Here is a 12855-nt window from a genome sequence, read left to right as displayed (position 1 = left end):
TGCGGTCCGGCTTTTCGATCTAGAACCGCCGAAGCCTATTTTTCCTCATGATTTCGGATACTTTGCCATGAAATATGCCGGTTTCGTCGATAGTCTTGCCGCATCGGGGACCGATGCCTGGGCTGTTCATACCCGTGCGCTTCAGATGAAAGCGCAAGGCGAACCGGTTATCGTGCTGAGTGTCGGCGACCCGGACTTCGCGACTCCGCCCGGCGTGATTGAGGCATGCACGCGCGCCATGGAGGCTGGCGCCACGAAATATTCCGGTGCGGGCGGCATCCCCGTAATGCTTGAGGCAATTTCGATGCGGGAGGAAGAACGGCTTGGCGTTCCGGTTCCGCAGAAGAACATCGTTGTCACGGCGGGGGCGCAGAACGCGCTTTATGTCACTATGCGCTGCACGCTGGAAGCGGGCGACGAAGTGATCATTCTGGCGCCGCCCTATATCATGTTCGAAGGTGTGATCCGGGCATGTGGCGCGGTGCCGGTGACGGTGCCTCTGGATGCGGCGAATGGTTTCGCGGTCGACCTGGAAGGGTTGCGGCAAGCGATTACGCCGCAGACGAAGGCCGTCCTTCTGAATTCTCCCCATAACCCGACCGGCGCTGTTGCCAGCCCGGAAAGCGTCGAAGCGGTTCTGACTATCTGCCGCGAAAACGACCTGTGGCTCTATTCGGATGAGGTCTATGCCGACCTTTGTTACGAGCAGCCCTACACATCACCCTATACAATGGAAGGCGGACCGGACCGCACGGTATTGATCCGCAGCATGTCCAAATCCCACGCGATGAGCGGATGGCGCGTCGGCTGGATCGTGGGGCCGGATCAGCTTTGCGTTCATGCGCGGAACCTGCTGAACAGCATGCAATACGGTGGTTCCGCTTTCGTCCAGCATGCGGCGGCCCATGCGCTGAACAACGAGGGGGCGGCCGAAGCAGAAATGCGGGAAGCCTATCGTCGACGGCGAGACATATTCCTGCAGCATCTTTCAGGCATCTCGGGCATCTCTATTCTGCGGCCCGATGCGGGGATCTTTTGCCTGATGGACCTGTCCGCGCTTGGCGTCACCGGCAAGAAATTTTCAGAAGACCTGTTAGCGGCTCAGCAGGTTTCCGTCCTGGACGGCGGGGCCTTCGACCCCAGCCTTGAACATCATGTCCGCATCGCATTTTGCCAGCCGGAAGATGTCCTGGGCGAAGGGGCGGAAAGAATCGCGGCTTTTGTTCGCGGCATGTAACACAGTCGAGAGCGGGCGATAACCGTCACTCGTTGGCGTCACTCTGCGTTGCGCCGGGGACGGCGATAGACTCCCCTTGCGGTGTTGGCAATTCCGCTGCCGTAAGGGTTTCCTTTTCCATTAGTGTCGCGGCGGTCTGGTCCAACATTGTCCGATTCTTTTTCAGAATTGCGGTGGCCCGCTCGAACGCCGTGTTCAGAAGCCGTCTGACAGCATCGTCTATTTGCGCTGCGGTCTGTTCGCTATAGCGGCGGGTTTGGGGGGGCTGCATTGTGGTTCCGCCCAGGAAGAGAGGGCGTTCTTCGTCATAGGTGGCCAAGCCCAGTTCGTCATCCATGCCGTAACGCATAACCATGCTGCGGGCGATGTCCGTCGCCTTGTCCAAATCATTGGACGCGCCGGTGGAAATTTTGCCGAAGACCAGAACTTCGGCCGCCCGTCCGCCGAGAAGACAGGCCATTTTGTTTTCCAGTTCAGTCCGCGTCATCAAATAGCGGTCTTCGGTCGGGCGTTGAATATTGTAGCCAAGCGAGCCTATCCCCCGCGGAATAATGGAGATCTTGTGGACCGTATCCGTACCGGGCAGGGCGAGGGTCACCAACGCGTGCCCGGTTTCGTGATAGGCGACGGTCTTTCGTTCTTGGGGGCTTAGGACACGGCTTCTCTTTTCAAGGCCGGCAATGATTCGTTCCAGCGCGCGGGTGAAGTCGTCCATCGACACCGACTCCGCGTCCCGGCGCGTCGCCATGATCGCCGCCTCGTTCACCAGATTGGCCAGGTCAGCGCCGCTGAACCCTGCGGTCAGGGCGGCGATCTCGTCGATGCTCACATCCGTGCCCGGTTTGATCTTCCGCATATGCACTTTCAGGATCTTAGCGCGGCCGGTCTTGTCGGGCCGATCGACCAAAATCTGCCGATCGAAACGGCCGGCGCGAAGCAAGGCCGGGTCCAGCACTTCCGGGCGGTTTGTCGCCGCCAACAGCACGACGCCCGTGGACGGGTCGAAACCGTCCAATTCGGCGAGCAACTGGTTCAGCGTCTGCTCCTTCTCGTCGGCGCCGCCGCCCATACTGTTGATGCCGCGGGCCCGGCCCAGCGCGTCCATCTCGTCCACGAAAATGATGCAAGGGGCGTTCTTGCGGGCCTGGTCGAACAGGTCGCGTACCCGCGCGGCGCCGACACCGACGAACATCTCGACGAATTCCGATCCATTGATGGAAAAGAACGGAACGCCCGCTTCCCCTGCGACAGCCCTGGCCAGCAAGGTCTTTCCCGTTCCTGGCGGCCCCACCAGCAGCACCCCTTTCGGGATATGCGCGCCCAGTCTGCCGTACTGATCCGGGTCTTTCAGAAATGTGACGACTTCCTGCAATTCCTGTTTGGCTTCATCGACGCCGGCGACGTCGTCGAAGGTGACCTGGATATCTTTCTCGACAGCAATCTTCGCCTTGTTTTTGCCGACCGTCATAAAGCCGCCGCCGAACCCTTGCTTTTCCGCAACCTTGCGGATCAAAAAATACCAGAGGCCGAAAAACATCACGGCCGGCAGGATCCAAGACAGCAGATTGCTGATGAAGTTGCTTTCGACGACGCCGGTGAATTCTACGTCGTATTTGGCAAGGTCGTCGGCGAAGTCCGGCTCGACCCTCACGGTGTAGATATACTTTCGCCCGTCCGGCAAGGGTTGGCGAAGCTCGCCTCGGATACTGTCCTGCGCAATCGCAATTTCCGCGATTTTCCCGCTTTTCAGAAGGTTCTGGAACTCGCTGTAGGGAACAGTTTCGACCTGCTTCTGGCCAATCCACCACTGGAAAGCCAGCACGAATAGCATCGCCCCGACGAAGTACCAGATGTTGATATGCGCTTTCTTGTCCATCGAGGCTGGTCCAATCAAATGCGATTCGAGACTATGTTTTTCCGACTGATCCCCAATCTTGGATGCGATCAATCGGCGCCTTAGTATAATAACCCTATAAGAAATAGTGGCTTCGTTCCCTATGCTTCGCAATAGTGGATGGGCCGGCTTGAAACAAACACCGACTATAGGTCTGGGGAACGATGGCGAACGACCAAACCAGCCACCCTTGTTATAGGTTGGCCTATGAAGACACGGATTTCCTGAACCGAGATGAACTTCGGGCCGTTCGTCTTGAGCTTGAGCTGATGAAACCCGAACTGGGGCTGCAGGAGCATAATGTCCATTCAACCATTGTTGTGTTCGGCAGTTCCCGGACAGGTGCGCCCGACGAGGCCCGCTCGGCATCGGCTCGTTCCGACAAGCCAACAAGTCCGCGGCATGAACTCTACTATGAACAGGCCCGGCGCTTCGCACAGATCGTCTCGGAAGCGGGGCAGAAGGAAAGCGCGCGACACTATGTGGTGATGACGGGTGGCGGCCCGGGCATTATGGAGGCCGCGAACCGGGGGGCCTTCGATACGGGCGCGGTCAGTGTCGGGTTGAACATTTCATTGCCGCATGAACAAACCCCAAACCCCTACATCTCGCCGGAACTTTGCTTTCAGTTTCACTATTTTGCCCTGCGCAAGATGCACTTTCTGTTGCGGGCGAGGGCCTTGGTGATATTCCCGGGCGGGTTCGGCACTTTGGACGAGTTGTTCGAAACGTTGACCCTGATCCAGACGAAAAAGATTGAGCCCATCCCCGTGCTTCTGTTCGGGGAAAGCTACTGGAAGAGCATCATCAATTTCGAGCGTATGGTGGAAGAAGGGGTGATCTCGCCTGAAGATCTCGACATTTTCACTTATGTGCAGACGCCGGAGGAAGCATGGCGGGTCATTTCCGAATTCTACGCGGCGAAAGGAGTCTGATATTCAGCGCCGGTCGCCGGCATCCAAGGCGCGGGTGACGCGGCGAAGAATGGCTTTCCGCCGTTTGTCGTCGGCCGCGGCGTCCAACTGCTCCCGCAGCCGCAAGGTGAAATCCGCCAGGTCGTTGTGCCAATCCAGTTCCCGTACAACTTCGCGCGGCAGCCTGTGTGGCTTGCGCCTGAACTGGACCTTGCCCTCCCCATCGGTTAGGTCGACGACATCGTCCAGTTGGGGAATGACGATCCGTTCCACTGGCACGCCTACTTCTTCAAGGCCTTCCCGCAGCGCTGTCAAACCCGCTTCTTCCCCATGGGTGAGGAATATCGCCGATTTGACCGGCAGCCTTGCCTGCACCCATTTGACCAATTCGGACCCGTCCGCATGACCGGAGTAAACATCGATCTGTCGGATTGCCGCGGCGACTTTGATCGATTCCCCCATTATTTTTACTGTTTCCGCCCCCTGTGACAGCAAAGAGCCCAGCGTGCCGCGCGCTTGATAACCAACCAGCATGACGGTGGCTTCCGACCGCCACAGGTTATGTTTCAGGTGATGACGAATGCGGCCCGCTTCGCACATCCCACTACCGGCCATGATAATTGCGCCGCCGGTCACACGGGCAATCATCTTGCTTTCCTCGACGGACTCGGTGAACCGGATGTTGGCCCGCTTGAAAAGGTTAGGCACCGACTTGATGTCTTCCAGTTCTCCGGCGTTCTTCGTAAAGACGTCGGTCGCGTGAATGGCCAGCGGAGAATCGAGAAAGACCGGAACATCACGTATTCGGCCCTCGTTGAAGAGTACGATCAGGTCAAGCAAGAGTTCCTGCGTGCGCTCCACAGCGAATGAGGGAATCAAGAGGTTGCCGCCCTTTTTCAGGGCGTTGTTCACTTCCTTCTCCAGAATCGCCCGACGTTGTTCCGGCGTCACATCCTGCCTTTCGCGACCGCCATAGGTCGCTTCGCAGCAGATGTAGTCCCAGTTTTCCGGGGCATCCGGGTCCGGGTGGAACAGCTTGTGCTCCGGTCCAATGTCGCCGGAAAAGAGAATGCGTTCGACGCGTTTGTCGCGTCGGTTCGTGGCGACTTCCACTTCGATAGAGGCGGCGCCCAGAATGTGGCCGGCATTCCAAAAACGCGCACGAACGCCGCGGCCGACCTCGCGCCAGCTCTCATAATCGACGGTCGAGAAGTTCTTTAAGGCGGCAAGGGCGTCATCCCGTCCATAGATCGGCTCGACGGTCGGACGTCCGCGATGCGCGTTACGCCGGTTCAACCTTTCAACTTCCATTTCTTGAATGAAACCGCTGTCCGGCAGCATGTATCCAAGCAGATCGAAGGTTCCCTGCGTGCTGAAGACGGGTCCCTTGAACCCCTGCTTGACCAGTTTGGGAATAAGGCCCGAATGGTCGATATGCGCATGCGTCAGCAGAACGAAGTCGATTTTCTTGGGGTCGAAGGGAAATGTCCCATAATTCAATTCTTTCAGGGTCTTGGTTCCCTGAAACATCCCGCAATCGACCAAGAACTGGCATTGGTCGGTTTTCATCCAATAGCAGGAACCGGTAACCGTTCCCGCCGCGCCGCAGAAAGTTATACGCATGGTGCACCCGCGAAATTGTTTTGTGACAGGCAGGTTTGGCGTACCACAGGCTGCCTGATCGTCTTTGTTGACACGCTATCGCCGGTTCGGTCCGGCAACAAGGCAGAGGGGCGCAGTGTGTCTTTTGACGCAGCGTGCTCGGTGTCGCTGTGATCAATCAATAACGACGGGTTATCGATTCATTGAGTAACGGGTATTGGAATGTCCGATTGCTTCTCTCCACTCTGGACGCTGGTTTAACGGCGCATCCGCACCGTTGCGTATGGCTTCGGAAAGGAGAAGAACCATGATTGGAGTGCTAAGCACGAATAGTTCCGACCGCCCACTGTTCCCGCGAATCTCCGTGGGTGTGCTTGTTACAGCTTTGCTGGCCGGTCTGATTGCAGATATCACTTGGGAGTTCTGGGCCAGAGCGATCACGCCGCTATGGGTCGGTGGCCCTTTGCAGCCCGCGGGCTTGGTGCAGTCGGTTTTCGGTTTCCAGAACCTCGTTTTGGCTGAAGTGATCCATGGTGTCGTCGGCGTAGTGTTTTATCCGTTGGGATATCTTTTCATCGCGCGCCCCATTGCCAGAACGGTCACGCCATTCCTTCCCTGGTGGGTTGTCGGTCTTGGTTTTGGGGTCGGCCTATGGGTTTTCGCCCTTTATGTGATGGCCCATATTTTCGCCGGATTTCCGCCGTTCCTGGGGTTCATTCAACTGACTTGGGCGTCGCTGGTTGGCCATATGCTTTTCGGTTTAGTCACGGCCGCCGTGGTTCGGTGGCGGGAAAGCCGCGGAGACGAATGATAGAAATTGTGTGGTGCAGGGCGCTTTTGAGCGCCCCGTGCGGCACAATTCTCCTAGCCCGAGTTGTGGCGTTTTGTTGGAATAAGGCTAGAAATTGCCCAAATTGATCGCATGAAAACCGCATAACCCAACATTCATTGTTGTTTTTTGTGGTATTCGTGCCAATCTGCCTCCGATTTTCTAAAAGGATGTGGATATGGCGACCCATTCGGCAAAGCACCTCATTATCGGCGGCGGAATCATCGGCTGCTCCATTGCCTATCATCTGGCCAAGAATGGGGAAAAGGACGTCGTCCTGCTTGAAAAAGCGTCCCTGACAGAAGGCGCCACGTGGCACGCTGCGGGGCTGGTCGGGCAGTTGCGGTCCTCCCGCAACACGACGCGGATGCTGAAACGCTCAGTTGCTATGTATGACACCCTGGAAGCGGAAACAGGCATGGCGTTCGACTGGAAGAAGGTCGGCAGTCTTCGCCTCGCGTCGACGCGCGAACGCCTCCTCGAAGCCCAGCGACTTACAACAATGGCCCGCAGTTTCGATTTGGAAATGGAGATGATCACCGCCGAAGAGGCGAAGAACCTTTTTCCCTATATCGACGCCAGCGGATTGGAAGGTGCGGCCTTCATTCCCTCGGATGGGCATGTGGACCCGGCCAGCCTGTGTCAGGCGATCGCCGCCGGTGCGCGCAAGCATGGTGTGCAGATTCGCCAAGGGTTGAAGGTTGACGATTTCGAAGTCACCGATGGCCGGATCGCCAAGGTATTGACCTCGGACGGCGATTACGAAGCCGAAACCGTTGTCTTCGCCGCCGGCATGTGGAGCCGTGAACTTGGCGCCAAGCTGGGCATTCGGGTGCCCGCCTGTGCGGTCGAACACCAATACATCGTGACCGAACCGCTGCCGGATGTGGATTTGGTCAAGGGCCTGCCGACGCTGCGGGACCCGGAGCGTCTGGTCTATTACAAGCCGGATGCCGGCGGACGGATGGTTATCGGCGGCTACGAAGAGGACACGTTGCCTTTCGGGGACGCGGGCATTCCGGGCGAATTCGTGCGTCAGTTGCTGCCGGACAACTTGGATCGGTTCGGACCGTTGGCGGAACTGGCGACGCAGGTCACGCCCATCCTGGAAGAGGTGGGAATTCGCCAGGTCATCAACGGCCCGATTCCTTATTCGGCGGACGGTGATTTCGTGATGGGCTGGATGCCGGGATTCGACAACCTGATGATGGCGACGGGTTTCCTTTATGGGATTGCCGCCGGCGGTGGGGCCGGGGAGATGATCGCGGAATGGATCACCGAGGGCCGCCCGAGCCTGGATCTCTGGCCGCTCGATTGCCGTCGTTTCGGTCCGCATCACGGTACGAAGGCTTTCATGTATCCCCGCGCCGTCGAGCACTATGCGCATCACTACAAGATGCGTTATCCCGGGCAGGAACATGAAACGGCCCGGCAATTGCGCCTGTCGCCGCTTTACGAAATCCTGAAAGACAAGGGCGCGGTATACGGGTCCAAGAATGGCTGGGAACGGCCGCTATGGTTCGCGCCGGAAGGCGTCGAACCAATCGATCAGCTCGATTTCCTGGAGCCGGGCTGGCACAAATTTGCCGCGGAGGAGCACAAAGCGGTCCGCGAGGGCGTCGCCCTGATCGACCAATCCAGTTTCGCAAAGTTTGAAATGGTCGGCCCCGGGTCCTTGGACCTGCTGCAGCGCTTGGCTGCCTGCAATATGGACAAGCCTGACGGCACGGTCATTTATGCCCAGCTCTGTAATGAGACCGGCGGGATCGAAGCCGACCTGACCATCACCCGCTTGGCCAAGGATCATTTCTACATCGTCACCGGGTCCGGCTTCGGGACCCATGACGCGGATTGGATCCGCCGGCACATGCCGAAAGACGGGTCGGTTCATTTGATCGAGATGACGTCCGCGCGCGCGGTGATCAATATCTGCGGGCCCAAGGCCCGGGATGTTCTGCAATCGGTCTGCGAGAACGACGTGTCGAACGATGCCTTTCCCTTTGGAACGGCGCGGGACATTGTCATCGGCGCCGCGCCTGTTCGCGCGGTCCGGATCGGCTTCGTTGGGGAACTGGGCTGGGAATTGCACGTTCCGACGGAATTCGGCGCGCATGTCTATAATGCTCTGTCAGCGGCGGGCGAACCTTACGGCATCAAGGATGTCGGCTATCGGGCCATCGACAGTTTGCGTCTGGAGAAAGGTTATCTCTATTGGTCGGGCGATATCACGCCGGACTATACGCCGATCGAAGCGGGACTGGGCTTCCGTGTGCATTTGAAATCGGGTGGAGACTTTATCGGCCGGCGCGTCCTGGAAAAGCAGAAGGGGGAAGGGCCGGGCCGAAAGCTGTGTACCTTCGCGACTGATGCCAAGCTTCCCCTCTATGGCGGGGAGACAATTCTGTTCAAGGGGAATACGGTTTCATTGGCGTCGGCAGCCGGCTTTGGCCATTCGGTCGGCAAAACCATCGTCTTCGGCTATCTCGACAAACCCCTTTGGGACGAAGATGGTTTCGAAATCGAGGTTTTCGGGGACAGGCACCCAATCGCCAAGGTGGACGGACCGCTTTATGATGCAGAGAACAAAAGGCTGAAGGCTTAAGAGACAAAAGGGGTCGATATGCAGGAGAATATCGAAGCTGCAATCGCGGCGTTGAAGAGCGCACCGGGGTTTGAGGCGGTAACGGCGGAAGAATGTTCCGTTTCCCGACTGGGCGGCCTGACCAACTTGGTCCATCTCGTCGACACCGGAACCGACCGGGTGATCGTCCGTATCCCGGGCGACGGAACGGAAGAATATATCGACCGCAAGGTGGAACTGACCAATGCCGTCGCGGCCTGGAAGGCCGGGGTTTCCGCGGAGGTTCTGTGGGGCGACCCGGCGACGGGTGTTATGATCACAAGGGCCATTGACGACATCGTGACGATGACGCCGGCGCTTTTCTCCGAAAGGGCGGGGTCACCGGGACGCGCGGGCAAGGCGCTTGCGAAGCTGCATAACTCCGGCGAGGAATTCGATTTCCGATTCGAACTGTTTTCCATGATCGAGGATTATCTGAAGGTATTGTCGACCAAGGACGTGGCGCTGCCGGATGGATATCATGACATCGTCAAGGCCGCCGATCCTGTGAAGACAGCCCTGCAAGCAAACCCGGCGCCATTGGCGCCGTGTCATTGCGATCCGCTATGCGAGAATTTTCTCGATGACGGGGATGTCATGTGGATTGTCGATTGGGAATATTCCGGCATGAATGATCCCTTATGGGACCTGGGCGACCTTTCCGTCGAGGCCGGCATGACCGATGTGGAAGAAGCGGAATTGCTGCGCGGTTATTTCGGCCGGGAACCGACACCTGAGGAGAGAGGCCGGGTCGTTATCTATAAGGCGATGTGCGACCTTTTGTGGACGCTTTGGGGATTGATCCAATTCGCCGACGGCAACCCAGTCGAGGATTTCTGGGCCTATGCCACCGAGCGCTTCGAGCGTTGCAAGGCGCTCATGCAGGACCCGGCATTCCCAGGGCATGTGGCTGCTGTTAAAGCGCGCTGATCCGGCCTACCGTTTCAGGGAGGGCAGTATAGCGGCATGGAGTTCCGGCGTTGCCGCGGCGACGACATGGCCTTCCGACTCCATGGTCAGCTTGTTGCCGTCCCAATCCGTCATGATGCCGCCCGCCGCTTCGATCAATCCGATCAAAGGTAGGTAGTCATAGGGCTGCAGACCGAAATCGATGCAGATATCGATCTGCCCGCTTGCGACCAACGCATGGGGGTAGCAGTCATAGGCCGCCCGGCGTGTGCCGCCGGTGCTCCAAATTCGCTCGAACAGATCGGGATGGTTCCTGCGGATGCCATCAGGTTCGTTGATATAGACCGATGCCTCGCCAAGCTCGGTCGTCTTTGCGGTCTGGATCGGTTTTCCGTTCAGCGTTGCGCCTTGGCCGGGAATGCCGACATAAGTTTCGTTCAAAGCCGGCATGCGCACCAGCCCCAGTCTTGGCTCGCCGCCGTCCAGATACCCCATCAACATGCCGAACAACGGATATCCTGTAATGAAGGACTTCGTTCCGTCGATGGGATCAACGATCCAGGTTTCGCCGTCGAGCGAGCCTGAAATGCCGAACTCCTCCCCAAGAATGCCATGATCGGGGAAACTTTCGCCCAGCGCTTTCCGGATAAAGGCTTCCGTTTCCCGATCGGCGATCGTCACGGGGCTTTCGTCCGCTTTTGAATCGACCGTGAAGGATGCACGGAAATAGGACATGGGAACGGCACTGGCTTCCTCGGCAATGCGGATGGCCGCATCACGGATTTGATCGATAGGCGTAGACATCAACTCTCCTGGGTGGCGACTTGAATTTCAGTGTTCCATTCCGTCGCCGCGGCAGAGATATCCTCTGGCGGCTGCCGGTCACATACCAGTATATCGACGAGGGAGGGATCGCCCACCGTAATCGGCGCCTCTCGTCCGAATTTGCTCGAATCCGCGGCGACGATACGGGTTGTCGCCTGCCCCATGATCAGGCGTGAGAATTGTGCTTCTTCCAGATCGAACAGCATGAAGCCGTTGGCCGCAGTGATCCCGGCGGCGGAAAGGATTGCATAGTCGGTGCTGAAATTGGCGGCGAATGCCATCGCGTCCGCACCGAAAGCGCCGCCGTCATGGCTGCGCAATTCCCCGCCCGCCATGAAAACCCGGTTCTCGTTCCGTGTCGCCAACCGATAGGCGACATAGACGGAATTGGTAACCACAAGCAGCCGCTTGTGGTCCCGCAAGGCGTCGGCGATATGCGCCGTTGTGCTGCCAATATCCAGGAATAGGGATGTGCCGTCCGTAATGAGACCGGCTACGTGCTGTGCGATCCGCCGTTTGGCTTCAGGATTCTCCCGGTAGCGTTGGTGGAAGTCGACTTCTTCTTCCAGGCTGATCAAACGAACGCCGCCATGGGTCTTTTCCGCCAAGCCGTCGTTGACCAGCGCCTTAACGTTTCGGCGCACGGTTTCTTCGGTTACCTGCAAGGCTTGCGCGATGGCGTGGACGCGCATGGACCCACCGGATCGGCGCAGCTGATCCAGAATTTCGTTTTGGCGATGGTTGGAACGCGGCTCCATTTTTCTTCTCCGTCCCCCTTTTTCATCCCATTTTGTATTGCGGGATGTGCTGACCGGAGGAGCTGTTTCTTGTGTTCATACCAGCATCGGTAATAGTGCATCAAATGCAGCAAAAAGCCACATAAAACTGCGAAAATACCAATTTTGGCGTTGCGTTTTGTGGGTTTTTCCAAGACATTTGAGGGTAGCGCGCAGGTCAGGTCGCCGCGGCTTGAGATAGACGCGTGAAACCGCAGCAGCTCGGAGGCTGAATATGAAACCAATGAAGACTGTTCTTGCAGGGGTACTGACTGCCTTTGTCTCGACCGGCGCGTTTGCCGGCGTTGAATCGCAGGATCCGATCAAACTCACCACCCACGATTGGACCGGTCAAATCATCACGACCACCATCATGGGCGAAGTCTTGAAGAAGGCCGGATACAACGTCGAATACGTTCAAGCCGACTATATCGCGCAATTTGCCGGTTTGAAGACCGGTGACCTGCACGTCGCCATGGAAATCTGGGAAACGACCGGCCGTGACGCCATGGACGAAGCCTTTGCCACCGGCAAGGTCGTCAACATGGGTGAGACCGGCATGGAAGCCATCGAGGAGTGGTGGTACCCGGCCTATATGGAAGAAGTCTGCCCGGGCCTTCCGGACTGGAAGGCGCTAAACGATTGCGCGCAGGAATTCTCCACGCCGGAAACCGAACCGCTCGGTCGCTACCTTGGCGGTCCCGTGACTTGGGGCGGCTATGACGACGAGCGTGTTGAAGCGCTGGGCATGGATTTTGAAGTCGTCCATGCAGGTACCGACGCCGCGCTCTTCGCCGAACTTGAATCCGCCTATCAGCGGAAAGCGCCGATCGTGCTGTGGCTTTATTCGCCGCATTGGGCGCCAGCTAAGTACAAGGGTAGTTTCGTCAAGTTCCCGGCTTATACGCCCGAATGCTACAACGACCCCGCTTGGGGCAGCAATCCGGACGCTGCTTATGACTGCGGAAAGCCAACCGGCCCGATCTGGAAGGTTTCCTGGGAAGGTGTCGAGAAGAAATGGCCTGGCGCTGCCAAAGCCATCAAGGCCTTCACGGTCAGCAATGCCGACATGGGTGACATGGTTGGTAAGGTCGATCTTGACGGTGCAAAAATCGAAGATGTCGTTGCTGAATGGCTGAAGGCCAACGAAGCCGAATGGTCCACCTGGACTAAATAAGGCGGCCGGCATTCTTCGCTTAGGGGTATTTTGACCCCTGCGGGACCCCACGGAGGCGCCGTTTCAGGCGCC

The 12855-nt window shown here is 57.9% G+C and carries 10 protein-coding genes; 6 read left to right on the top strand and 4 right to left on the bottom strand.

What is annotated here, in order from left to right; translation table 11 throughout:
- Nucleotides 1-67: 67 nt before the first annotated feature.
- Nucleotides 68-1237 carry a pyridoxal phosphate-dependent aminotransferase gene (locus EOI86_RS20220; protein WP_127767471.1) on the top strand — a complete coding sequence of 390 codons (1170 nt, stop codon included), beginning with the start codon at nt 68-70 and terminating at the stop codon, nt 1235-1237.
- Nucleotides 1238-1262: 25 nt separating this feature from the next.
- Here EOI86_RS20220 and ftsH read toward each other — a convergent pair whose 3' ends face one another.
- Complete coding sequence (ftsH, locus tag EOI86_RS20215) at nt 1263-3113, bottom strand: ATP-dependent zinc metalloprotease FtsH (protein WP_127767470.1); 1851 nt, start codon at nt 3111-3113, stop codon at nt 1263-1265.
- Between the two features lie 182 nt (nt 3114-3295).
- Here ftsH and EOI86_RS20210 point away from each other — a divergent pair, with 182 nt between their 5' ends.
- On the top strand, nt 3296-4066 hold the full coding sequence (locus EOI86_RS20210) for an LOG family protein (RefSeq protein ID WP_127767469.1): 771 nt from the start codon (nt 3296-3298) through the stop codon (nt 4064-4066).
- Nucleotides 4067-4069: 3 nt separating this feature from the next.
- Here the strand turns inward: EOI86_RS20210 and EOI86_RS20205 are convergent, their stop codons facing one another.
- Complete coding sequence (locus EOI86_RS20205) at nt 4070-5668, bottom strand: MBL fold metallo-hydrolase RNA specificity domain-containing protein (protein WP_127767468.1); 1599 nt, start codon at nt 5666-5668, stop codon at nt 4070-4072.
- A 286-nt stretch (nt 5669-5954) separates the two neighbouring features.
- On the opposite strand from EOI86_RS20205, the gene EOI86_RS20200 reads away from it, so the two are divergent.
- The 3 genes from EOI86_RS20200 to EOI86_RS20190 all read left to right on the top strand — a co-directional run bounded on the left by EOI86_RS20200 (nt 5955) and on the right by EOI86_RS20190 (nt 10026).
- Nucleotides 5955-6458, top strand: a complete 504-nt coding sequence (locus EOI86_RS20200; protein WP_205032270.1) for a hypothetical protein — start codon at nt 5955-5957, stop codon at nt 6456-6458.
- Between the two features lie 196 nt (nt 6459-6654).
- The gene (locus EOI86_RS20195; RefSeq protein WP_127767467.1) at nt 6655-9078 is read left to right on the top strand and encodes a GcvT family protein; all 2424 of its coding nucleotides are present in this window, start codon (nt 6655-6657) and stop codon (nt 9076-9078) included.
- Between the two features lie 18 nt (nt 9079-9096).
- Nucleotides 9097-10026: a choline kinase family protein gene (locus EOI86_RS20190; RefSeq protein WP_127767466.1), complete on the top strand. Its 930-nt coding sequence runs from the start codon at nt 9097-9099 to the stop codon at nt 10024-10026.
- 6 nt (nt 10027-10032) lie between these two features.
- On the opposite strand, the gene EOI86_RS20185 is transcribed toward EOI86_RS20190, so the two are convergent.
- Nucleotides 10033-10809, bottom strand: coding sequence for an inositol monophosphatase family protein (locus EOI86_RS20185; protein WP_127767465.1), 777 nt, complete (start codon nt 10807-10809; stop codon nt 10033-10035).
- Nucleotides 10809-11588: a DeoR/GlpR family DNA-binding transcription regulator gene (locus tag EOI86_RS20180; protein WP_127767464.1), complete on the bottom strand. Its 780-nt coding sequence runs from the start codon at nt 11586-11588 to the stop codon at nt 10809-10811. The genes EOI86_RS20185 and EOI86_RS20180 overlap by 1 nt, the downstream gene beginning before the upstream one ends.
- Before the next feature lie 253 nt (nt 11589-11841).
- Between EOI86_RS20180 and EOI86_RS20175 the strand changes: the two genes are divergently transcribed.
- Nucleotides 11842-12783 carry an ABC transporter substrate-binding protein gene (locus EOI86_RS20175; RefSeq protein ID WP_127767463.1) on the top strand — a complete coding sequence of 314 codons (942 nt, stop codon included), beginning with the start codon at nt 11842-11844 and terminating at the stop codon, nt 12781-12783.
- Nucleotides 12784-12855 lie beyond the last annotated feature (72 nt).

It is taken from the genome of Hwanghaeella grinnelliae (assembly GCF_004005845.1).
Classification (GTDB): Bacteria; Pseudomonadota; Alphaproteobacteria; order UBA8366; family Aestuariispiraceae; genus Hwanghaeella; species Hwanghaeella grinnelliae.
Note: the sequence above shows the minus strand (reverse complement) of the source record. Positions and strands in the feature narration are given on the sequence as shown.